We start from the raw sequence: 23,326 nt of genomic DNA on the forward strand, positions 1-23,326 counted from the left end.
TTTAACGATTAAACGGCATTTTTAGTAATGCTATTATGCCTGCATTATCGTTTGTTGCAGGGTAGTCTTTTTGGCCTATGGCAATATCTTCATCAGGCTTGGTTGCACGGCTTTTAAAACTGCCAAATAGTTTGTCCCACCACGATACGCTGAAGCCAAAATTGGAATTAGACTCTGCTTTTAGCTGGCTATGGTGAATGCGATGCAGCCGCTGGGTAATGAAAACCTTGCCTATTCTGTCATCCCACTTCTGAGTCAGTCGAATATTTGCATGGTTAAATAAGGCAAACCCGTTCAAACCCACTTCGAAAATAACAATTGCAATAGCAGGTATTCCAAAGGTGGTAACCACCGCCGCTTTAATGAATAAGCTCAACACGATTTCGATAGGATGGAAGCGAAGCCCTGTGGTGGTATCGACGTGACTGTCCGCGTGGTGCATTTTATGAATACGCCATAACAGTGGAATTTTATGAAACAGCCTATGCTGCCAATAAATCACCATGTCTAATAGTAATACACAAAGGGCGATAGCAACCCAATGGTTCATATTCACGTTGTTGAACACACCTATGCCCGCGTTATCTCCCCATAGTGCTACCCCCACTAAACTGGCAGGCAGTACCACTTTTGAACACAGCGCACCTAATACCACCATACTCAAGTTACCTTTCCACCGGCTGGCGCGCCCCAATACCGATTGCCTCGCTGGCAACCATGCTTCTAGCACCGCCATTATCGCGAATATGCCTAAAAATAGACTAACTCGAACAAATACAGTGTTATCCACTATGACTTCTCTTTATCTTTGTTACTACAGTAGTCATCAATACCTTCTACGGCTTTAAGCGTAGTGAAACCACTGTAAACTCGGGTGATGATGGTAATGCCACACGCGGACGCGAAAACATAAGCCAACACCGGAAAATACGCCGGCCATATACAAAATGCTAAAAACAAGAGTATGGTTTCGGTGCCTTCGGTAAGCCCCTGCATGTAATAGAAGCTCTTATTCTTAAACTGCGGTTTTTCAATATTAAATTTTTCAGCTGCTACGGCGAAAGCCAAAAAACTACTGCCGGTTCCTACAAACGCGGCCATTAGCACTAACGCAGGTACGCCCCATTCAATAGGATTTGCAACACCAAAAGCTAACGGCACTGCTGCGTAAAATAAAAAGTCTAAACAAATATCTAAAAAGCCACCTGCACTACTGCTACTTTGCTGAAAGCGAGCAAGTTCGCCATCTATACCGTCGAATACCCTATTTGCAACAATGCATATAAAAGCCAATACCCACCACCCATTGATAATGGCAGGAACCGCCAACATACCAATAACAAAACCCGCCAAGGTAACTTGATTCGGAGTAACGCAGGCTTTGCTAAGCGCCACTATCATAGGCCTTAACAGCGGCTTTATATAAGGCGTAACTTTAGCATCTAACATGTTTCTATCTCTATTAAGTGCCCTTGGGCAGCTTCTACGTCTTCACTGTCGTGAGTAACTAATAAGGTTGGTAGGCCACGCACTTTGAGTTGCCCGAATACCCAGGTTCGCATTTGAGTTTTGGTGGCAGCATCTAACTTACTAAATGGCTCATCGAGCAACACCACACTCGGTGCCGCAGCCAAAGTTCGTAACAAAGCGATACGCGCTTGTTGCCCGCCTGATAAGGTCTGTACGGGTCTGTGTTGTAAATCGTTAAGCCCTACTTCGGCTAACATTTCACTAACCCGTTGCTCGCGCTGCGCTCTATTAAGCGCACTAGAAGGCAATGCAAACGCAATATTTTGCCCAACAGTCATGTGTTCAAAAAGCAAAGGATCTTGGTATAGCACACCCACCCCACGTTTGTGAGCTGGCATGTCATCAATGCACCTATCATTAATGTATATACTTCCTGTCATGGAAAAAGGCGCAGTTAACTGCCCGGCAATCGCGTTTAATAAGGTCGATTTGCCAGAGCCGCTTGGCCCCATGATAGACAGCACTTCGCCAGGGTTGATTACTTCATCGAGTGAAAGCAAGGTATCTGTGTATCGAAACAAACTCACCTTATCTAACTTCAAGGTCATAATTTCGATTTCCTTGTTTGCAGAAGCGTGTAGCGCCCCATGGGGTTAAAACAAATTGTGGGCAGCCACCACGCCAATACAAAGCCTAATAGGGGCATTAGCATTTGTACTATCACATACACCGCAGTTAACCGAGCACTACTGCCCGATGCTGCTGCCACCGCTTCTGTGGTAACGGTAGCAATACGTCCACCGGTACTCAGTAAGGTGGGCAAATACTGGCTAAAACTAATGGCAAGCCCTAATGCAAAAGCCACCAGCATAGGGGCAAACAATAAGGGTAATTTTATTTTCAAAAATACCTGCCATGGTGATTTACCCATACCGTAGGCAACTTGAATATATCTAGGGTCGAACTTACGATAGGCCACAGCCAAAGAAATAAATACATAAGGCAGCACATATACAAGATGGCTAATGAATAAATGAAACCACACTGCCTCGTTAAAATAAGCTAATTGAAACCACACTAAGCCATATAGGAACGCCACGCCTGGCACTAGCAGTGGTAAAAACAAAGTAAGTGACAGCAACGCTCCTGCCCCCCCATTAAAGAAAGGCGAGGGTTTGCTTTTAGGCCCGTTATTCCCACTAAAGGTTTCTGCCTCTAACGCTAAGGTTGCGACTATTACCGAAAAGCCGCTCACTAACACAGCAAGTAATACGGTATTGTTAAAAGGTTCGGCCAGCGCAGCTAGCGTGGTTTGCCAATGCAGCAAGGTTAGCCCTTTTGGTAAAACCGCAGGAAATTGCCAAAAGGTGGCAAAAGACCAGAGTAATGTGCTGATGATTATCGATACTATCAGTAGGGTATATAAAGACACTACGCCGTAGGCGACTATATCGCTAAGAGTTTTCCCTGTATGACGACGCCCATTTGAATAGAAGCGAATCTGTGCATGCTTTGCTACTTTTTCACCCATAATCCATACACTGATAGCGGCTAGGGTTACAGCTACTTGTAGCAGTGCAGCAGCCGACGCCTGAAAGCGCATCGACAAATCGACATGATTGAACCATTGCACTACCGCCACGGCTAGCGTGGGTGGGTTATTGGGCCCTAACAACAAGGGTATTTCTACATTTGCCGTGGCGTATGCTAGTACCGCCAATATAGGTAAACGAACTTGGGGATACACAATGGGGAAAATAACCTTAAAGAACAGGGTTACCGGCGAGTAGCCTAGCGCCGTCGCGCTATTAAAATAACCATCGAACTTACGTTTAACGTGTGGCTGCGACATCACACTTACTGCCATTAAAAACACAAACGGTAGTTCTTTAAGTGCCAACGCAATAATAATAGATATACCGTAACTGTCGTACGGAAATGCCCACGTCGGCGGCAATAGTACACTGGCGCCACCTACACTTGTTGCTTCACTTAACCCTATACTACTAAGTATGTTACTCACATTTGTAACAATGCTCGAAAAGAAGCCTGAAGGTGAAAGCACAAACAACAGCGCAATGGCCGCAGCCGCATGGGGCAAGACTAATAGCGGACTTAGCCAAGTTTGTAGCTTATTTAAATAGGATGACCGGTAAAACACCGCTAATAGCAAAAAGGCACTCGCAACGGAAATTATAGTGGCTAATAAGCCGGTGAAAAACGATAACAATGCCATTTTACCCATACCATCTATGGCAAATAACTGAGCAAACACACTTAAGGTAAAATGATGAGCATCCAGTGCCGGAAAGTAACCAAAGGCAGGTAACACCACACCAACTAGCCCCGCCAGTACCGGTAGGCTTAACAGCAAAGTAAGTAACGCACGCACGCTGAGCGTTAGACGTTGGAAAAGCGTCATGTTGCGAAGCCAATGAGTTCGTGAAAGCATCGACATTAGAACCGCTCACCATAACGTGCAAACCACGCTCGACGTATTGCATCTGTCCAACTGCTATGGGGTTCAGCAAAAAGTGGCACTGTATTTTCTTTATTTAGCGCAGAAGCATGGTGCGATGTAGATTTAAACAACGCTTTATCGTTGGCAGAAAGCAGTGAGAAGTCGAGTACTGAATCATCACCCCACACTGTTAATTGCTGCTTTTTCGCTTGAGCCTGAGGAGATAATAAAAAATTCACCACTTGCTTAGCGGCAGCGACATTTTCGGTGTTATAGGTAATGCCGATAAAATGCACGTTCGCTAAGCTGCCGTCTTGCATCGCGTAGGTGCGGATGTTTTTAGGTAAATCAAACCGGTTGACCGCACTCGGTATTTCGGCGGCGGTAAACGAAAATGCCAACAGTAATTCGCTAGCTCCCATTAAACGTTGAAGTTGCGAAGCTTGTCGCACCATATAGTCCCCTTGTTTATACATAAGAGGGTGCAATGTATCTAAGTATTTAAAAAGCGCCGGGGTGACTTTCGCCAGTGCAGTGTCGGTTACCGGCTGATACAGCAAATATTGATGTTCTTCATTTAACGCTATAGCCGCATATTTTAAAAAGCTTATGCCTAAATAATCGTTCGGTAATGGGTAGGTAAATCGACCTGGATATTGTTTGGCGAAGGTAAGTAATTCGTGAACGTTCAGCGGGGGCTTTTCTACAAAATGATTATTATAATAAAACACCATAGATGCCTTTCCCCACGGTGCCTCTTGCCCCTCGGTAGCTATGCCAAAATCGGTGATCATGGCAGGGTTTCGAGACGGATTCGTGAGTGCAAAATTAGGAATGCTGTCTGCCCAGTCTTTTAATAATAAATCGTGGCGTTTCATGGCAGCAAAATTTTCGCCATTAATCCAAATTAAGTTCACGCTGCCTTGGTTGTTGTTACCCGCCGCTTTTTCAGCAAGTACCCGAGATACCGCATCGCTGGTATCGGCTAGTTTCACATGGTTCAAGGTAATATTGTATTGGTTACTTACTTGCTGGCCAACCCACTGAATATACCCATTCACTTGGGCACTGCCGCCCCACGCATGAAACTGCACTGTAGGCGAATCGCCTAGCTTTTGATTAGAAGCTGGTGATTGATTTTGAGGCTGGTCTTTTAGTCGAGTGCTTGTTTGAACCTCAGGGTTTATTTGACCTAGCGATTGTGCAGCCTCCGATCCATAAGCTAACGCCGTTGCAAGCATGGCGACGGCTATTGCGGTAAATACGGTTTTTAAGAGGCCTGTCACTTGAACTGCTACATGAATAACTGATTGTACATTTACAGTCGATCTTGGTTTTACAGTTAAGGTAGTAAATAGGCACAGTGGCGTTAGACGAAACAAACTGCCTAACGCCGCTAAGATTAAATTACTCTTGGTCATTCAATGCCCAGTTGTAATCCAAAAACTCAATTTCGCTATTACCAGACATAATCGCTTTTATGTCATCGTTATCAAGTGACTTACCATCGTTGAATGATAATGCACTGCCATAATGAGCAAGAAACCCATTGAGGCTTGATGAATCACGCCATTTCATTTCGAAGTCTTCTTTATACCAACTGAAAATTTTCGAAATGTGTAGCGTATTCCCATCGTAATAGTTGCGGCTATTGTCAGATAAAAAACGAACAGTTTGCTGTTCTAATTGTTCATCTAACTTAGCGCCCACATAGGCTTCTTCACGCAATGCAGGGCAACCAATACTGGCGCAGTTTACCGCAAAGTGAATTCGAGGTTCTTTATACACACCCTTTTCACGAATAAGCCCGTGTTCTATATCATCAAGGCTACGTTTTTTACCCAGTAACACAGCAAACTCTTGTTTCCACGGTGACGAAAAGAAACCGCCGATATCACGAATAGAGGTTAAGTCTGGGTAACGGGTTAATATTAAATCGATGGTATACGCATTGTACGCATTAATTAAAAACGCTAACTGCGTGTTTTTATCCCACCGATCAAACGTATCTTGTGACACGGTTGATAAGCTTTTCAAATAAGCAGCAAGTTCAGTTTGCGACGATTTAAAGCCCGCATAATTAACCTGTGTGCTGGTGCCTTTTGAGCTTATACCTTGCGAGGCCGCGTCTCCATCAGCACTGGTAACAGGGTTAATAGGCACAACGTATTTAGCTAACATTGCTGAAAAGGGTTGGTGTAGAGAAGCTTCAGCGTGAGCTACCACTGGCATAACCAGTAGTAACGCACCCATTACAGATGAAATTAACCTTGACGCTAAAGTTGACTCTAGCGCTGGTTTTTTTAGCTTTATCGCATTCAAAGAAAACATAATATTTACTCGCCCATTAACCACGACGCCAAGTGTGGAATTTTTCCACGTAGCTTAGTAATTTTTCTGGCTTATTAGCACGTTTCCAAGTACCTGCGGTGTTTTTAGCGCCTTCGGCCCACGTTGGGTACGCGTGAATAGTGCCGAGTAACTTGTTTAAGCCCAAATCGTGTTTCATGGCTAATACAAATTCCGCAAGCAAATCACCAGCGTGTTCAGAAACAATGGTTACCCCTAAAATTTTGTCTTTGCCCGGCGGAGTAAGTACTTTAATGAAACCTTTAATTGCGCTCTCAGCGATGGCTCTATCAAGTTCTTCAAACTCGTAGCGAGTTACTTCAACTTCAATACCCTGCTCTGCTGCATCGTTTTCATTAAGACCCACTCGTGCCACTTCAGGGTCGATGAATGTTGTCCACGGAATAACACGGTAATCAACTTTGAATTTTTTGAAGGTTCCAAATAAAGCGTTCACCGCGGCATACCACGCATGATGTGCAGCAACATGGGTAAACTGATACGGCCCTACTACATCGCCCGCCGCAAAAATATTTGGCATCAAGGTTTGTAAGTATTCATCGGTCTCGATTGTGCGATCAAACTGAATGCCTAACTCCTCTAAACCGAAGCCGTTAAGACGTGCTTTACGCCCTACCGCGACGATGACTTCATCGTATTCAATAGCGCTTTCCTTGCCGTCTTTGGCGACCACAAGAGTTTTACCGCCGTCTTTATTTTCAAAACGAAGGGCGTCGTGGCTGGTTAATACGTTCACGCCACTATCACGAAGTACGGCTTCTGAAAATTCAGCCACTTCCTTGTCTTCTCGGCCCATAAGGTGCGGTGCACGTTCAACTTGAGTGACTTCACTGCCCAAGCGCGCAAAGGCTTGTGCTAGTTCGCAGCCAATTGGACCACCACCTAATACAATCATTCGTTTTGGCGTTTCTTCTAGCTCAGCAAAATGGCTCCATAAAGTATCAGATGTAACATAACCGCTCTCTTCAATACCTGGCAATGGTGGTACAAACGGGCTCGCGCCTGTTGCCACAACAATGCTTTTGGTAGTTAGGGTTTGCATGCCGCCGTCGTTTTGCTTAATTTCTACCGTCCAAGGGTCGATAATTTTTGCGTAGCCTTTTACCACATCTACCCCTAAACCCGTATAGCGTTCTACGCTGTCTACTGGTGCAATAGTGGCAATAACGTTATGAACGCGTTGCATCACCGTTTTAAAAGACATGGTAGGTTCAACACCGTGCAAACCGTAATTTTCAGCATTACGCATCTGGTTGGCTACTTTGGCAGTTTTGATGAGGGCTTTACTTGGTACGCAACCATAGTTCAAACAGTCACCGCCCATTTCACCAGCTTCCACTAGCGTTACTTTTGCTTTTACCGCTGCAGCAATATAACTGGTGACTAAGCCACCCGCGCCAGCACCAATAACAATAAGGTTTCTGTCAAATTTAGCGGGTTTTTTATAGCCTTTGTAAACGCGGCGACGTTCAACAAATGCCACAATGGCCTTAGCAATCCACGGGAATATACCGAGTAATACAAACGATAAAATAAGCCCTGGCGATACAATACCCGACAAGCTGTCTATCTGCGCAAGCTGTGTACCAGCATTCACATAAACCACAGTGCCAGCCAACATACCGACTTGGCTTACCCAGTAGAATGTCCATGTTTTAATGGATGTTAAACCCATTAATAGATTAATCAGGAAGAACGGGAAGACGGGCACTAAGCGTAATGTGAACAAGTAGAACGCGCCTTGTTTTTCAACGCCTTCATCAATCTTTTTAAGCTTTTCGCCAAAACGCTTTCTTACCGTGTCGCGCAGAATAAAGCGTGCCACTAAAAAGGCTACGGTAGCCCCTACGCTTGAAGCAAAAGACACAATAATAAAGCCTTGCACCAGCCCAAATAAAGCACCTGCTGCTAAGGTAAGAATGGCCGCGCCAGGCAACGACAAAGCCGTTACTGCCACGTAAATAGCGAAGAAAACACCAATACTCACAAGTGGGTTTTCTTCAATTTGTTGTGTGAAGGTATCTAATGAGCCTTTCAAACCTTCAAGGGTAAGATAGGTATTTAAATCAAAGTAAAAAAAGCCAATGACGGCAGCCACCAATACGGCGACAAGAGCAATTTTCTTGAACATAGTTTATCCCTTAATTGCGCTTAAAACGCGTATTGCATAGTGAATTGAACGTGACGCGGCGTGTTCGGCATCGCTAAGGTAGCGCCAAAGTAGCCCCCCTCAAACACAGGTTGCCAGTTCTCTTCATCGGTAATATTAATTACATCGACACGAAGGCGCATATCATCAGTAATTTGATAATCCGCGTTCACGTCAATATTGATTTGATCTCGTATAAATACGGTTTGTAGAAAGTCGAGTGGAAACGACTTTGTATACAATGCCGAGGCACCAACTTGTAAATCATCGGTAAGTTGCCAGCCCGCATTTAAAGAAACTATCTGTGACGGTATACCTTGCACTAATGAGTCAGATTGAGCAAAAGCCGCAAAAGAAGGCGAACCGACACCATTTCCGTCAATGATATCAGGTCGGCTATCGTCAAAAGCATCGGCGACTTGCGCGGTATCTTGGAAAGATGCTGAATCATCGAAGCGTGCATCTAAGTAACTGTATGCCGCATTTACCCAAATATCTTGCCCTTGGTAGAATACTTGTAGCTCTGCGCCTTTGGTTTTCACGCCACTGTTACTGCCATCACGGTTACGTAAGCTACGAGTCTGATCAAACACCGACACCTCACCATACCAATGACTATCAGGAGAATACTTTAGCCCTACTTCATAAAGGGTATTTTCAGTGGCAAAGTTTAGCGGGTTGATTTCGTTGGCACTGGTAAGTGTGGTGCCACCTGCCATGCTATTGGATGTGGCATCATTTTCTGACCACGCCACATAAGCATTGAGTGATTTCGTTAGCTTATACACCGCACTTAGTTGAACGCTTTCAAGTATATCGTTATAAGTGTCAGAAGCCGCAACGACACCTTCAGGAGCAAGGGGGTCTCGTGCTTCTACATCGTAATAGTCGAGCCTAACGCCGGCTATGGTTGAAAACGATTCTGTCCATTGAGAGCGCTGCTGAACCGCTAAGCCAGTTTGTAGAGTGGTTGAATCGGTGGTATCAGATAAATTGTAATCCCCTGCACCATCGCCATCTACATCGTACTGTCCACCAGGTGAAACAAATACACCGGGCCGAAGCTCAACCAAGCGGGCTTTTTGTGTATCGGTTAACGGAATTACTCGATTGCTTAATGGGCCAGTTAAATCTACTGGGCTGTCAGCTTCAGTGGTAAACTGGCTGTAACCTAAAACATCGTTGTAACGTACTGCTAAACCGAATGTGGTAGTTTGCTTATCGTTCCAAACCACATCTAATTCAGTGCGATTCTCGAATGCATCAGCACCATCAATAATCTCTACAAAACTATTTTGTGCAATTTCTTCACGGGTAAGGTGCTGATAGTACGTCATGTTTCGTAGTACAAGACTGTCTGAAAACTGATGAGTTAAGTTGCTTCGTAGAACGGTAGACTCAGCGCCGTTAACATCATCAGGATGGGTATAAACTTGGCTGCGTGGAATAACCACTTCACCTGTAGGCGAAATAATAGCGCCAGCACCAGGTACGGTACTGCCATTCGCTTGTACACCTTGGCCTGTTATATAAAGATTGTTATCAATTAAGTTTTGCGTGGGGCGGTTAATACCTGCAATATCGGGGTACTCGGCATCATAATACTCTGCACTTATATCCCAAGTTGTAGCATTGCTTGGTGTGTATCTATACGCAATAAACAGGTTTTTGCTTTCTCGCGATGCAAAATCAAAGAAGCTATCGTGATCTAACCATTCAGCGCTTACACGAATACCACTTTTGCCTTCTTCAATGGCAGTACCATAATCAAGCTGCGCTGAATATTGATCCCAACGCCCAGCGCGAAGTGTGATATTACCTTCACTGCCTACTGTTGGCGCAGTTTTGGTTTGCAGGTTTACAAAGCCACCATTTCGCTGTGTGCTGCCAAAGAGCACGGGAGATGGACCTTTCACTACATCTAATTGTTCAACACTGTTGAACGAAACCGGTAAACCAAAACCGTTGTTACCCGACTGACGACGTATACCATCTTGGAATAGCTCCCCCAACTGGCCACGAATACTAGGCAAGCTAGGCGTACCAAAACCACTGGATGCATAGGCGTTCGGCGCGGCTTTAACAATATCATGTAAGGTATTGATGTTTAGCGCATCCATAGCTTCAGCCGATAAAGACGTTACTGCTCGTGGCGTATCGGCAGCGGACATGCCGGCGCCAAATAATCCACTTAGCGTATTGTCACCAGGGTTTAACGGGTTCAGCGCTTGCTGGTTTCCAGTAACCTCAACAACTTCTATGTCATTTGCATCAATGGTATCAAGCTTGTCAGCTTGCTGAGCTTGCAGCCCTTGGCTTACAGATAGAGCCAGTGCACTGATGGCAAGCCCAATATTATTTTTCATTCGTATTTTTACCTTACAAGATTGCTTACTCGACAAGACCGACACCCGGCTAAAAATATTTCATAAGCATTTTTATTTTTTTTCTATGAAAGTTTTTGAAATTTAATATGAAAACGCCCGTTCTTTATCGCTACACAAATAAATAGGAGTTACAATGCAATCTCAACAAACCACTGATATTTCTAATCGCCTCAGTTGGTCTCTACTCGCCCTTCGTGTTTCTGTTTTCATTGTTATGTTCGTATGGACACTAGACAAATTCGTTAACCCTTCACATAGCGCAAAGATATTTGAACATTTTTATTCCATTGGTGGCGTACCAGAGACGGCCGTGTACATTTTAGGTGCATTCCAGTTGGCATTGGTCCTTGCTTTCCTTGCCGGTATTGCAAAGCGTTATTCCTACGGATTGATTTTCTTGCTTCACGGCGGGTCAACCTTGTCATCATTTCCGCAATACTTCGACGCTTTCAACAACATGCTGTTTTTCGCTGCATGGCCAATGTGGGCGGCATGTTTTGCCCTTTATTTACTAAGGGATGCTGATACTCGTTTTGCGTTAGACAAATAAAATATCGCCAATAGCTTACACGCCGCCGGCATTTTAGATAAATATTTACTTATATATAGCAGGTTTAGTTCATTTTGGCAGTAGTATAAAGCTGCTGCCATTCTGTTTCTTCCACTGGCATTATTGATAACCTCCCCCCCTTTTTCACCAACCCTATTTCTGTAATAGTAGGCATTGCCTTGATGACAGATAGCGGCAATACGCTTTCAAACTTTTCTACAAACTTTACATCTACGCGAAACCAACGCGGGTTTTCTGGCGTCGATTTAGGGTCATAGTAGTTGGACTCTGGATTAAACTGAGTTTCATCTGGGTAACCTGCTTTTACCACTTCTGCGACGCCTGCAATACCTACTGTTTTGCAACTTGAATGATAGATAAACACTTGATCACCAATAGCGACCTTATCCCGCAAGAAGTTCCTTGCTTGATAGTTACGTACCCCATCCCAAGGCTCAGTTTGCTCAGGCCGTGTTTTTAAATCATCAATGCCGAATGCATCGGGTTCTGTCTTAAATAACCAGTAAGCCATACATTTTCTCGTTATTATCCTAATTGATATAGCAAAGCAGTATAACAAAGGCGTTGAATTTAACGACAGCGCTATACCTAGGTTGCTGTGTACTGGTATAATACGCTTTCGGTCTGCAATGTTTATATTCGCTTTGGGTAATTTATACTTGCAATTAGCAATATGAACTATGATGTACTGACCTACTTAATTCTTTTTTTTCTCTGCTATATGTGAACCTTATGCAAGCCACCATTAAGGCCGATCGCGGTCTATTTTCCTACCCTAAATATTGGCCGCACTGCCTTGGTACTGCGCCGTTTCTTCCCATGTCTAAAGAGGAAATGGATGCCCTAGGATGGGACAGCTGTGACGTAATCTTAGTGACTGGCGATGCGTATGTTGATCATCCTAGCTTTGGTATGGCGGTAATTGGCCGTGTACTTGAAGCGCATGGTTTTCGTGTAGGTATTATTTCTCAACCTGATTGGACGAGCAAAGATGCATTCATGACGCTGGGTAAACCGAATCTTTATTTCGGTGTTACTGCGGGCAACATGGATTCAATGATCAACCGCTACACAGCAGATAAAAAGCTTCGCCACGACGATGCTTATACACCAGGTAATGTTGGCGGTAAGCGGCCAGACCGTGCGGTTACCGTATACGCACAACGTTGCCGTGAAGCCTTTAAAGGCACCCCAGTGATTGCCGGCGGTATTGAAGCCAGCTTACGCCGTATTGCCCATTACGATTATTGGAGCGAAAAGGTACGTCGTTCAGTATTGTTCGACTCAAAAGCCGATATGTTATTTTTCGGCAACGCCGAGCGCCCATTAGTTGAAGTCACCCACCGTCTAGCGGCCGGTGAAACTATTAGCGAGATGCGCGATATTCGCGGCACCGCCATTATCGTGAAAGAGGCATTACCGGAATGGCAAGGGGTAGATTCAACCTCGTTAGATCGCCCCGGTAAAATTGAGCCCATCTCAAGCCCTTATCAAATGGAGCCTGAGTGCGACTCGCAAGATAAAGATAAAGCAAACAGCGAAGCGCCAGAAGCTGCGCCAATCGTGATACAACCACCCACGCGCCGCAAGCCTTGGGAAAATGTATACGTTAAGCTTCCAGCTTACGAAACGGTAAAAGACAACAAAGTCTTATATGCCCATACGTCACGTATTTTGCATCAAGAAACTAACCCTGGCTGTGCTCGTGCATTAATGCAGCGCCATGGCGACCGTCATATTTGGATAAATCCACCCGCCATGCCTTTGGAAACAGAGGAAATGGATGCGGTATTCGACCTTCCGTATCAGCGTGTGCCCCACCCTGTGTATGGCGATGCCACCATCCCCGCGTATGATATGATTAAGTTCAGTATCAACATTATGCGCGGGTGTTACGGCGGTTGTACCTTTTGTTCTATTACAGAGCATGAGGGCCGAATTATTCAAAGCCGCTCTGAAGACTCAATTATTCGCGAAATTGAAGAAATTCGCGATACCGTACCTGGGTTTACCGGCGTTATCTCAGACTTAGGTGGCCCTACCGCAAACATGTACCGTTTGCGCTGTAAGAGCCCGAAAGCTGAGGCCACGTGTCGTCGCCCGTCTTGTGTATACCCTAGCATTTGCGCGCACATGGACACCGACCATAAACCGACTATCGATTTGTATCGTCGTGCTCGTGAATTGCCCGGCGTAAAGAAAATCCTTATCGCTTCTGGTGTACGTTACGATTTGGCGGTGGAAGATCCTGAGTACGTAAAAGAATTAGCCCTGCATCACGTTGGCGGCTATTTAAAAATAGCACCAGAGCACACCGAAGACGGCCCATTATCGAAAATGATGAAGCCGGGAATGGGCAGCTATTACCGCTTCAAAGAGTTATTCGACAAATACTCTCAAGAAGCAGGCAAGAAACAGTACCTTATTCCGTACTTTATTGCCTCGCACCCAGGCACCACAGACGACGATATGTTGAACTTGGCGATTTGGCTGAAAGAGAATAAGTTTAAGCTTGATCAAGTGCAGAACTTCTATCCTTCACCAATGGCAACGGCGACGACTATGTACCACACCGAAGTAAATTCACTTCGTAAGGTAACGAAAGACAGCGAAGACGTACCTTCCGCTAAAGGTGAAATACACAGGCGTCTGCACAAAGCTATGCTTCGATATCACGACCCTAAAAACTTCGCGCAAATTCGTGAAGCCCTTAAACGTATGGGCCGTGAAGATTTAATAGGCCGTGGTGCACAGCACCTAGTGCCGCCAGAAACCGCGGATGAGAAACGTAAAAAAGCGGCGAAAGGTAGAAATGGGGAACGTGCGTTAACGAAGCACACCGGTTTACCGCCAAGTTTTCAACGTAAAGGTCGTGGTAAAAATAATGCCGCTGGTACATCTACTGAAAATAGAGGCGGAAAAAATACCGGTCGCGATAACGACACTTCCAACAGAAGTGGCGGCAGAAACAGTGGAAAAAACACGCCTAGTTCGCAGCGAAGAGGGAAACCAACAGCAAAACGCTAGGTTCCCCTATCGCTAAATACTAGCGGTTTGTTAGTTATTTCTTGTAAGCACTTTTTGTCGGCACAGCAATACCTTTGCTGTGCCACTTAAATACCACAAAGATTAAGTCTACATCTGAAGTATTTTTTACTCCGTGTTCATCCCAAGGTGCAGCGTACAACATATCACCCGTGTTTGCCTTAAACACTTCACCTTCTACGCTCCACTCCCCACTGCCCTGTGTTACTAATAGAAACTCTTCGTCACTGTGTTCGTGGGGTGGGTGTATTTCTACGCCAGGTTTAATCACTGCCATACCCGCCAATGATTGGCTTGTGCCAAAGGTTTCATCGTTGTGGTAGCTGTAAAATATCCAGCCCTCACCTTCATCAATGGCTGCATTAGCCTGTGGGATAACCTGTGTTTTGAAACTATCTTCAGAGATTATTTTGTCGGTATCATTCTTATTAATCGCAAGAGTATCTGCCATAAGAGCAGTAGAGAAACTGCCTAAAACACATAAAATAACAGAAAGCACTACAGGTAAATTACGCTTCATTCATCATCTCCCTTTGGTAAATTTGCTTTGTTAATCACCGCCACATGAGGAGCAGTTAGGCTGCTAATGTATAGCATATCCGTCGTTTCTAACACCCCTGTTGTAAGCGGATAATGTCCAGTTGGGTCTTGCAAGTCACGCGTCACTTTGCCTTGTTCGTTAATTTTTATTACATGGCCGTAGGCTTTTGCTTTAGGGCGCAGTGAAGCAGGCAGTCGCTGTACCACTTTACGTAAAAAGGGAGAGTTTGATAAATCGTCTAACGATGCGGAACGAGGCGAAGCAAACCCTACCCAATAATCACCGTCTGGCGCTGTGGCAATATTATCGGGAAAGCCAGGTAAGTTATCGATAAACACTTCAACCAAACCTGATTTAGGCCCAGCAATGAAGTAACGTAACACGCGGTAGCTGCCTGTTTCGTTGATTAAAACATATTGCTGGTTTTGGCTGATGGCAACCCCATTAGCAAAAATTATCCCGTCCATTAATACAGTAGTAACTTGGGTATCTGGATTGTACGCTAACAGTCGGCCATGTCCCTTATGCTCTAAAATCTCTAACAAGCTGCCGCTAAGGGTTCCGCCATAGGCTTTAGCACTAAATTTGGTGGTGGCGTCAGAAAAATATATCATGCCATTTTTTGCCACATCTACGTCATCAGCATACACAATGGCCGTTCCATCAACGCTGTCTGTTAACAAGGTGATATCGCCCGAGGGTGAAACTGAAAGTAAGCCTAGAAAGGCATCTGCCACAATAAGATTATCATTGGCATCGAACTCCAAGCCTAACGGTCGCCCGCCAGTGTTTACCCAAGGTGTAAAGTGCGTAGCGTTAGGCGCTAACAGTAAAATGGCACCAGAATGCGTTGCAGTAGCAATAGAGCCATCACTTCGCAGTGCAAAATCCTCGGGACCGAATTCGTTGCCAAGGGAAAGTCTATCAAAAAGAGATAGTGAATCGTTAGTAAGGTGAACGCCGCTATAACCGCTATCTTCTGGAGCATCCCAAGCTACAGGTTCAACCGGCACGGGCCAAAACAGTAAATATCCCGTCACTGATAATAAAGCGATGATTAGTATAATTCGCATGCGCTACCCTTTTTAATTCAATCTAAATGTAGAACCGTAGCAATAGCATGTTCTTACCCTAGGGTTAAATTCAGATTGGTGATTATTCAATATGTTTAAACGCTATAGGTAGATAAACCATTACAAATCAATGCCCACTAAGTAGGTGAATGAACCTTTATTAAACGGGTAAGTTATTTGGTTAAGAAGAAAGTAAAAATGAGGATGGAGATACCTATGAAGGGTGAAATGAAGATTAAGCTGAAGGTTGAGGTAAAAAACGAAAGTTAGGCACAAAAAACGCGGCTTTCATTTAGTTATATAAACTAAATGAAAGCCGCGCTGTATTCGTTCACCCGACTAACTTAATAGTGTTATTCGGACAGTGCTTTAAGCCATAGGCGATTGAGGCACATTAGATCTTGACGTGCTCTGATGACTATCTTCATCACGAGTAGTTTCGTTACCACTATTACCATTTGGTGTTACTGCCTGATTTTCTTTTTGAAAATTCGATAACAAGGTTTCACGCTTAAGTAATGTGTTGCCGCGTAGAATGCTCCACACTACATACATCAGCATCGGTACGTTTAATTGCAACGATGCTAGCGATAGCGAATGTTCGCCATTCACTACACCATAAATAACTAACATCACTAACACACTGATACCTGAAATTATCAGCCACACTGGCTTGGTGAGGCGCTTAATTGCTACAGTAAGTACCACGTTTAGCACCATTACTCCCCAGAACACGGCGACTAATGAGCCTGCGAAGAACATATCTGCTATTGCCGTAAATGCCAATGCACTTACGCTGCCCCACACCGTGCAATACCATAACCGTGTGGCCAGCACAGGATGCGCTTTCTTAGATAACCATACTTCCATTCCCGATACGCACAACATGGTTAGCATGATACCCAAAACAAAATACAGCACCTTACTTGGTATTCCTGCAAAGTCACCAAAGTGAAGGCGGTATACTGCCCACAACAATTGCTTGCCCCATACGCCATCATCGTAACCAGCAGTACCTAAATAGTTACCTGCGGTATCAAACCGGTATGCTTCACCGTAAATCAGTCGACCCGGTACTTGCGCATAAATTTCGATGAATTGTTCTGGTTTACTAACCTCGTGAACAGTTGCAAAAATAAGCGGATTTTCTGGGGCTATGGTTTCCATTTGCGCAATGGCTTTTCCTATCGCAGGTTTGCCTTCTTGTGCTTCTATAACTGGGTCGGGCGTAAATACTTGGTTTATTACCGCTTCCCTGTCACCGCCATAATTTAATTGCGCTACGAGTACCAGTACAATACCGGCTAACCCAAAATACGCCCCCGTTACACCTATAACCAAATGAAATGGTGCAGCCCAAAGGCCAAAGCGGTTGTGCAAATCAATTTGGTTTTGCTGACCATTGCCACCACGGCGCAACTTAAACGCGTCTCTGGATAAACGTTTGTGAGCAATAACACCCGTGACTATGAGTGTACAAATAATTGCGCCCAAGGCACTGACTAATATCATGCCCCAGCTGTGGGGTAAGTTAAGATGTAAATGTAAATCCACCAACATTTGAGTGAAAGGCACGCTTTCTTTCTCAAGTAAATTTCCCTGTGCATCAGCGAAATAAGCAGCGTGGTCGTTTTCTACCACTAACCTTGGAATACCCGATGTAGGAAGCACCACAAATAGATGATCAGTTTCTTCTGGATGTTTGGCTAAAAAGCTGTCCATTGCTTTTTCTACTGCCCCATCTTCTACTGTTTCAAATTCAGGAATATGAGGTTGTTCCCAGCGTTCAAATTCCAAATGAAACACAGCAATGGTGCCTGACAAACACACTAAAAAGAGCAGTACACTTAAAAATACGCCTACCCAACTGTGTGCGTTTAACGCTGATTGTTTTGTCGCTTTATTCATGATGTGATCCCTAAATCGGCACTGCAAATAGAATGGCAGTACTGATTACTGCAACAAAAATGTAGGTTATTACCGCTCTTACTTTTTTAATTGTTGCCAAGTAATGATAGGCAGCAAGTCCCCATAGAATAGGTAACAGCACAACACTCGATGCTAGTTTTCCTGCAGTATCAAAGGGTAGTAAAGTACATAACGCTAACGCTAGCACCACACTTGTCACTAACAATAAAATTAATACCACGAACGCATGCCCTAGATTCTGCATACTTGATTGCGGTGAGAAGTTTAGCGATTTGGGCTGCGGCACATTTTTAGGTACAGGCAATGTCGACTGGTTTTTACCAATAAAAGGCCACACGATAATACCTGGTAAACACAGTGCGTATAATACCCCAAATTCCCAACCTGCCGCGTAAGACCATGCAATTGCTGATAGAACCCAAATAGTGAGTCCAATATAAAGCACTAACGACTTTTGGCGACGCCAACTTTCATAAACGGTAGCCATAGAAGCAATCGACAGGCCACCAGCTGTAAATAACATCAACATACACGACGCCTTTTAAAATGAGTAAGTCACACTGGCATTGACAGTTCGACGTAAGCCAGGGAAACAATCGCCACGGAACAAACAAGATGTAAGGTATTCTTTGTCTGTTAGGTTACGCACATTAAGCTGAAGATCTAGTTGTTCAGATAACTGATATGCCATCATTAGATCTGCTAACGTATAGCTAGGTGTTTCGTACCTAATTGTTCCATTTTCTGAAACCGACTGCCCTACATAACGTATGCCGCCACCTAATCTAAAACCTTCATATGCATCCGGTTGCCAATTCACCCACAATGAAGCGTTACTGTCGGGTTGTGCAGATAATTCAAAACCATTCGGGTCTTCTGCATCCATCACTGACGCAGCAAATTGAGCGGAAACTTGGCCAAACTCAACCTTTCCTTCTATCTCTACACCTTCGATTGAAGTAATACCCTGTTGTTGGCTAATATCTGAAGGTAAATTATTAGGATTTGGTAGATTTGAAATCTCTATATCGTAATAAGACAGTGTTATGTAGCCTGGCAATGATGATAAGGCATATTTGATACCGGCTTCATATTGGCGCCCTTCCTCAGGCTTAAGTTGCTTATTGTTGCTATCAAGCCCCACTACTGTTTCAAACGATTCTGCATAGCTAATATACGGTGACAACCCATTATCAAATCGATACAAGATTCCAGCGGAATACGAGGTTTGCGAATCATCCTGTTGTGTATCGCCATTATCGTTATCTACTTTATCATGGCGTACTCCAACTGTAAGGCGCCACTCTCCAAAACTAATATGATCAGACAGATAGAAGCCATAATCGGTGACGTTTTGTTCTGGGCTGTCGTTGTAGATAGCGTCTAGGATAGCTTGATCAGGTGAGCCCGTATAAACCGGATTCGCTAAATCTAAAATGTAACTGAAGTCGCCCTGCAATACCCCACCACCGGCATAATAGGCAGAATTAGCGTCGGTATCGACACTTTGATATTGAAGTCCTGCCAACACTTCATGTTGGGTTTTGCCTATACTAAAAAGCTGATTTACCCGAACATCTAATGCATGTTGATTAAAGGTGTTATCGGCTTGATAAAATGTTCTTGCCACATAAGTATCAGTAGGTGCTACAGGAGAGCCTAAAAATGTATTTAAATAATGCGAAGCGCCGGTAAAAGTACCCCAAGCCTGATGATAATCAGCCTCCCCTTCACGCCACAACGCGGTGAAAGAAAGAGAAGTAGTGTCGGTGAAGATATGCTCACCTAACAGAGTAACTTGATTAGATCGCGTTTCAAATTTATTGAAACCAGGCTCTCCCACATATACATCTTGGTCTGGCAGATATGTACCATCGGGTAACGGTAATAAGGTACCTTCAACAGGAATAAACTGTGCACCGGTATCGCTGTCTGAATCTTGAAAAAGGCCAATTAATGTCAATGTTGTGTCATCAGTGGGCAAGAAGGACACAGATGGCATAAATACCTGAGTATCGTCATTCACGTAATCGACTTGAGTGTCCGAATCACGATACACACCAACAAAACGTGCTAGCCATTTATCGTCATCGCTTAATGCAGTATTTATATCAACGCCCAATTGCTTTCTATCAAACGTGCCATAGCTAGCAACAATTTCATTTCCTTTGTCGATTTTTGGCGTTTTCGACACGTAATTCATAATACCGCCGGGTGACCCCTGTCCATAGAGTACTGAAGCTGGCCCCTTCAATAACTCTACTTGCTCCATGGTATACACTTCAGCACGAGTAGAATTGTAGTTCCCAAATAACTCTTGTATTGAATCGCGGTATCGAGGAATTCTCAAACCTCGCGATGATATTGAATCGCCACGCGTTGCAAAACCATTAGGCTCACCATTAACACCAGCCATATAGGTCGCCGTTTGGGAAAGGTTAAGAGCTCCTTTTTGAATTATATCGGTTTCCGTTTCAATAGAAATGGTACGTGCTAAATCTACAATGGGAGTATTGGTTTTTGTGGCACCAAACGGACTACGTTTACCGACTATTTCAACTTTTTCAATATCGCTCTGTGCGCTATCTGAGTTTTCGTCTGCGGATACATAATGCGGAAGTGCAATCTGCGATAAGGCGACCAAAGAAGCGAGTGTTTTGTGTGAATTATTCATTTTTCCAATGCGTTTTTGTTATTTATCCTTTAGGCTAATTTACCAAATTCGCAACAATAATGAAAATAAAAACCATTCCCATTTGTAAAATAAAATCTCTAGACATAAAAAAGCTGACAATGCTGTCAGCTTTTTAAATTATCAACACCGTGCGTTTTACGCAGCTTGTGTTTCTTCTTCCATTTCAATTACTTCATGGCTTAGCAAGTATTCAAATGCTGCCAGTGATGCTTTTGCACCCTCGCCCATTGAGATAACGATTTGCTTATAAGGTACTGTTGTTACGTCGCCCGCCGCAAAGATGCCTGGTGCTGACGTATTACATTTCGTATCAATCACAATCTCGCCGTACTTGCTCATGTCTACTACACCTTCCATGAATTGGCTGTTTGGCACTAAACCAATTTGTACGAATACGCCTGATAGTGGAAGCGTGTGTAATTCGTTGGTATTGCGATCTTGATACTCAATAGCGTTAACCTTGCCGTTTTCAGCGGTAATCTGATGCGTAGCAGCATTTCTGATAATCGTGATGTTTTCACGTTTTTCAGCTTGGTCAATCAGTACTTGGTCAGCCTTAAGTTGTGGCATGAATTCAAATACCGTAACCGATTTCACAATACCCGCCAAATCAAGCGCCGCTTCAATACCCGAGTTACCACCACCAATTACCGCAACGTCTTTACCTTTGAAGAAAGGACCATCACAGTGTGGGCAGTACGCCACGCCGTTACCTACGTTTTCTTTCTCACCTGGAACACCAAGTTCTCTCCAACGTGCGCCAGTAGCAACAACAATTGAACGAGTGCGAATTTGTTCGCCAGACGATAACGTGATCGTTTTAACATTACCTTGTTCTACAGAATCAACACGAACGTGCTCTTTAAGCGTGATATCGTAATCGTTCATGTGTTCCATCAAGTTACCTACTAGCTCAGGGCCGGTAGTTTTAGATACTGAGATAAGGTTCTCAATACCCATAGTATCTTTCACTTGACCACCGAAACGATCGGCAACCACAGTCACTTTTAAGCCTTTACGTGCGCTGTATATTGCTGAAGCCACACCCGCTGGACCACCACCAATTACGGTAACGTCTTGTAGCGGTAACGACTCCCCCTTGTTCGCCTCTTTTAGCGAAGGGTCACGTTCGATAAGTTTGTCGATAAGCACCGATGCATCGACCTTACCGTTAGCGAACAGCTCGCCATTTAGGTAAACACTTGGTACACCTTGAATGTCACGTTCTGCAACTACGTTTTGATACAAACCACCGTCAATCATTTCAGACGTAATGTTTGGATTAAGTAGCGCAAATTGGTTAAGCGCCTGAACCACTTCTGGGCAGTTATGGCAGCTTAGGCTGATAAATACTTCGAAGTTAAGTTCTTCTTTAACGCCTTTAACAATCGCTTTTACGCTGTCATCAATTTTAAGCTCGGTACCTGATGCGTGAAGCATACCTAAGATAAGCGAGTTAAATTCGTGGCCGCCAGGAATACCAGAAAAGCGAATGCCTGTATCTTCGCCATCAGCTTCTAAAAGAAAGCTAATAGAGCTGCGTAATACACCGTTGGTGTCACGCTCTTCAAGGCTTAATTTGTCACTTACACCAGCAATGTCGGACAGAAACGACACAAGCTCTTCACGTTTGCTGTGTTCACCGGTCTGTACGACGAAGGTTACGTTTTTCTGCATTGACTCAGCATAGCCTTTCAACGCTTGTAAAATTTCTTTAGTTAACACGGTAGTCTGCCTTATTTTCGACACGCCGATCCCCGCCAACCATTTTTCAGGCTAACAACATAAGCAGGAATTGGAAATTAATTAGATAGGGAGTGGAGACCCACTCCCATTACTTACTTATAAATTACTTATAAGCGCTAAGCAGTTGCTTAGATTTTGCCTACTAGGTCAAGAGAAGGAGCTAGTGTAGCTTCGCCTTCTTTCCATTTAGCTGGGCAAACTTCACCTGGGTGAGAAGCAACATACTGAGCAGCTTTGATTTTACGAACTAGGTCGTCTGCATCACGGCCGATACCTTCAGAAGTGATTTCCATCGCTTGAACGATACCTTCTGGGTCAACAACAAATGTTGCACGGTCAGCAAGGCCCATAGTTTCACGCATACAATCGAAGTTGCGAGTAATTTCACCAGTAGGGTCGCCAATCATTGCAAACTTGATTTTGTTGATAGTGTCAGACGAATCGTGCCACGCTTTGTGAGTGAAGTGAGTGTCAGTAGATACTGAGAATACTTCTACGCCACGAGACTGAAGCTCTTCGTACTTATCAGCAATGTCACCAAGTTCAGTTGGGCATACAAAAGTGAAATCTGCTGGATAGAAAACAAATACTGCCCACTTACCGCTGATATCTTCGTTGCTTACTTCGATGAACTCGCCGTCTTTAAATGCTTGTGCTTTGAACGGTTTGATAGCAGTGTTAATTAATGCCATGTTTACTTTCTCCATTTAGTGAGTTTTGTTTTGTACTTTCGACTCTTAGTCTATAAATACAAACAGTACGAAAATTTACAAAGCCCATTTTGTTACCAGCACATTGCTGTTGTGCAAAATCGACTTCGTTGAAACTGGTGATAAGAATAGCGCGGTTTTTTTAAAAAAACTAATTGGTATTTTTGAATGTTTCAATC

General features: G+C 44.1%; 18 protein-coding genes. 2 read left to right on the forward strand and 16 right to left on the reverse strand.

Annotated features, from left to right (window positions below; all coding sequences use genetic code 11):
• Position 1: 1 nt before the first annotated feature.
• The 8 genes from AVL57_RS10745 to AVL57_RS10780 are packed head-to-tail and all read right to left on the reverse strand — an operon-like array spanning position 2 to position 10,816.
• Complete coding sequence (locus tag AVL57_RS10745; protein WP_057791501.1) at positions 2-790, reverse strand: sterol desaturase family protein; 789 nt, start codon at positions 788-790, stop codon at positions 2-4.
• Entirely contained in the window at positions 790-1,449 is a 660-nt protein-coding gene (locus AVL57_RS10750; protein ID WP_057791499.1) for a CDP-alcohol phosphatidyltransferase family protein, read from the reverse strand. The genes AVL57_RS10745 and AVL57_RS10750 overlap by 1 nt, the downstream gene beginning before the upstream one ends.
• Positions 1,443-2,078, reverse strand: coding sequence for an ABC transporter ATP-binding protein (locus tag AVL57_RS10755; RefSeq protein WP_057791497.1), 636 nt, complete (start codon positions 2,076-2,078; stop codon positions 1,443-1,445). The genes AVL57_RS10750 and AVL57_RS10755 overlap by 7 nt, the downstream gene beginning before the upstream one ends.
• On the reverse strand, positions 2,075-3,928 hold the full coding sequence (locus AVL57_RS10760; RefSeq protein ID WP_232363277.1) for an ABC transporter permease: 1,854 nt from the start codon (positions 3,926-3,928) through the stop codon (positions 2,075-2,077). The genes AVL57_RS10755 and AVL57_RS10760 overlap by 4 nt, the downstream gene beginning before the upstream one ends.
• On the reverse strand, positions 3,928-5,352 hold the full coding sequence (locus AVL57_RS10765) for an ABC transporter substrate-binding protein (protein ID WP_231751115.1): 1,425 nt from the start codon (positions 5,350-5,352) through the stop codon (positions 3,928-3,930). The genes AVL57_RS10760 and AVL57_RS10765 overlap by 1 nt, the downstream gene beginning before the upstream one ends.
• The gene (locus AVL57_RS10770) at positions 5,339-6,262 is read right to left on the reverse strand and encodes a DUF547 domain-containing protein (RefSeq protein ID WP_082605040.1); all 924 of its coding nucleotides are present in this window, start codon (positions 6,260-6,262) and stop codon (positions 5,339-5,341) included. Before AVL57_RS10770 ends, AVL57_RS10765 begins: the two co-directional genes overlap by 14 nt.
• 16 nt (positions 6,263-6,278) lie before the next feature.
• Positions 6,279-8,432 (reverse strand): dihydrolipoyl dehydrogenase family protein, encoded by a 2,154-nt coding sequence (locus AVL57_RS10775; RefSeq protein WP_057791495.1) that lies wholly within the window; start codon positions 8,430-8,432, stop codon positions 6,279-6,281.
• 20 nt (positions 8,433-8,452) lie between these two features.
• Entirely contained in the window at positions 8,453-10,816 is a 2,364-nt protein-coding gene (locus tag AVL57_RS10780; protein WP_057791493.1) for a TonB-dependent receptor, read from the reverse strand.
• Positions 10,817-10,970: 154 nt separating this feature from the next.
• On the opposite strand from AVL57_RS10780, the gene AVL57_RS10785 reads away from it, so the two are divergent.
• Complete coding sequence (locus tag AVL57_RS10785) at positions 10,971-11,387, forward strand: DoxX family membrane protein (protein WP_057791491.1); 417 nt, start codon at positions 10,971-10,973, stop codon at positions 11,385-11,387.
• Between the two features lie 64 nt (positions 11,388-11,451).
• Here AVL57_RS10785 and AVL57_RS10790 read toward each other — a convergent pair whose 3' ends face one another.
• Positions 11,452-11,919 carry an EVE domain-containing protein gene (locus AVL57_RS10790; protein WP_057791489.1) on the reverse strand — a complete coding sequence of 156 codons (468 nt, stop codon included), beginning with the start codon at positions 11,917-11,919 and terminating at the stop codon, positions 11,452-11,454.
• A gap of 221 nt (positions 11,920-12,140) precedes the next feature.
• On the opposite strand from AVL57_RS10790, the gene AVL57_RS10795 reads away from it, so the two are divergent.
• Positions 12,141-14,435 (forward strand): YgiQ family radical SAM protein, encoded by a 2,295-nt coding sequence (locus AVL57_RS10795; RefSeq protein ID WP_082604906.1) that lies wholly within the window; start codon positions 12,141-12,143, stop codon positions 14,433-14,435.
• 34 nt (positions 14,436-14,469) lie between these two features.
• On the opposite strand, the gene AVL57_RS10800 is transcribed toward AVL57_RS10795, so the two are convergent.
• The 7 genes from AVL57_RS10800 to ahpC all read right to left on the reverse strand — a co-directional run bounded on the left by AVL57_RS10800 (position 14,470) and on the right by ahpC (position 23,129).
• Positions 14,470-14,973 carry a cupin domain-containing protein gene (locus AVL57_RS10800; protein ID WP_057791485.1) on the reverse strand — a complete coding sequence of 168 codons (504 nt, stop codon included), beginning with the start codon at positions 14,971-14,973 and terminating at the stop codon, positions 14,470-14,472.
• Positions 14,970-16,067 carry an SMP-30/gluconolactonase/LRE family protein gene (locus tag AVL57_RS10805; RefSeq protein ID WP_057791483.1) on the reverse strand — a complete coding sequence of 366 codons (1,098 nt, stop codon included), beginning with the start codon at positions 16,065-16,067 and terminating at the stop codon, positions 14,970-14,972. Before AVL57_RS10805 ends, AVL57_RS10800 begins: the two co-directional genes overlap by 4 nt.
• Positions 16,068-16,436: 369 nt before the next feature.
• On the reverse strand, positions 16,437-17,975 hold the full coding sequence (locus tag AVL57_RS10810; protein WP_082604904.1) for a PepSY-associated TM helix domain-containing protein: 1,539 nt from the start codon (positions 17,973-17,975) through the stop codon (positions 16,437-16,439).
• A gap of 10 nt (positions 17,976-17,985) precedes the next feature.
• Positions 17,986-18,525, reverse strand: coding sequence for a hypothetical protein (locus AVL57_RS10815; RefSeq protein WP_231518261.1), 540 nt, complete (start codon positions 18,523-18,525; stop codon positions 17,986-17,988).
• Positions 18,526-18,537: 12 nt separating this feature from the next.
• Positions 18,538-20,670: a TonB-dependent siderophore receptor gene (locus AVL57_RS10820; protein ID WP_057791480.1), complete on the reverse strand. Its 2,133-nt coding sequence runs from the start codon at positions 20,668-20,670 to the stop codon at positions 18,538-18,540.
• Positions 20,671-20,826: 156 nt separating this feature from the next.
• Entirely contained in the window at positions 20,827-22,416 is a 1,590-nt protein-coding gene (gene ahpF / locus AVL57_RS10825; protein WP_057791478.1) for an alkyl hydroperoxide reductase subunit F, read from the reverse strand.
• Between the two features lie 149 nt (positions 22,417-22,565).
• Positions 22,566-23,129: an alkyl hydroperoxide reductase subunit C gene (ahpC, locus tag AVL57_RS10830; RefSeq protein ID WP_057791475.1), complete on the reverse strand. Its 564-nt coding sequence runs from the start codon at positions 23,127-23,129 to the stop codon at positions 22,566-22,568.
• Between the last annotated feature and the right edge of the window lie 197 nt (positions 23,130-23,326).

The sequence above is a fragment of the Alteromonas stellipolaris genome, assembly GCF_001562115.1.
Taxonomy (GTDB): domain Bacteria; phylum Pseudomonadota; class Gammaproteobacteria; order Enterobacterales; family Alteromonadaceae; genus Alteromonas; species Alteromonas stellipolaris.

Excerpts from the sequence above, each read along its gene's own strand:
- AVL57_RS10750 (WP_057791499.1), bottom strand. The coding sequence starts at position 1,449 with ATGTTAGATGCTAAAGTTACGCCTTATATAAAGCCGCTGTTAAGGCCT.
- AVL57_RS10755 (WP_057791497.1), bottom strand. The coding sequence starts at position 2,078 with ATGACCTTGAAGTTAGATAAGGTGAGTTTGTTTCGATACACAGATACC.
- AVL57_RS10760 (WP_232363277.1), bottom strand. The coding sequence starts at position 3,928 with ATGTCGATGCTTTCACGAACTCATTGGCTTCGCAACATGACGCTTTTC.
- AVL57_RS10765 (WP_231751115.1), bottom strand. The coding sequence starts at position 5,352 with ATGACCAAGAGTAATTTAATCTTAGCGGCGTTAGGCAGTTTGTTTCGT.
- AVL57_RS10770 (WP_082605040.1), bottom strand. The coding sequence starts at position 6,262 with ATGTTTTCTTTGAATGCGATAAAGCTAAAAAAACCAGCGCTAGAGTCA.
- AVL57_RS10775 (WP_057791495.1), bottom strand. The coding sequence starts at position 8,432 with ATGTTCAAGAAAATTGCTCTTGTCGCCGTATTGGTGGCTGCCGTCATT.
- AVL57_RS10780 (WP_057791493.1), bottom strand. The coding sequence starts at position 10,816 with ATGAAAAATAATATTGGGCTTGCCATCAGTGCACTGGCTCTATCTGTA.
- AVL57_RS10785 (WP_057791491.1), top strand. The coding sequence starts at position 10,971 with ATGCAATCTCAACAAACCACTGATATTTCTAATCGCCTCAGTTGGTCT.
- AVL57_RS10790 (WP_057791489.1), bottom strand. The coding sequence starts at position 11,919 with ATGGCTTACTGGTTATTTAAGACAGAACCCGATGCATTCGGCATTGAT.
- AVL57_RS10795 (WP_082604906.1), top strand. The coding sequence starts at position 12,141 with ATGCAAGCCACCATTAAGGCCGATCGCGGTCTATTTTCCTACCCTAAA.
- AVL57_RS10800 (WP_057791485.1), bottom strand. The coding sequence starts at position 14,973 with ATGAAGCGTAATTTACCTGTAGTGCTTTCTGTTATTTTATGTGTTTTA.
- AVL57_RS10805 (WP_057791483.1), bottom strand. The coding sequence starts at position 16,067 with ATGCGAATTATACTAATCATCGCTTTATTATCAGTGACGGGATATTTA.
- AVL57_RS10810 (WP_082604904.1), bottom strand. The coding sequence starts at position 17,975 with ATGAATAAAGCGACAAAACAATCAGCGTTAAACGCACACAGTTGGGTA.
- AVL57_RS10815 (WP_231518261.1), bottom strand. The coding sequence starts at position 18,525 with ATGTTGATGTTATTTACAGCTGGTGGCCTGTCGATTGCTTCTATGGCT.
- AVL57_RS10820 (WP_057791480.1), bottom strand. The coding sequence starts at position 20,670 with ATGAATAATTCACACAAAACACTCGCTTCTTTGGTCGCCTTATCGCAG.
- ahpC (WP_057791475.1), bottom strand. The coding sequence starts at position 23,129 with ATGGCATTAATTAACACTGCTATCAAACCGTTCAAAGCACAAGCATTT.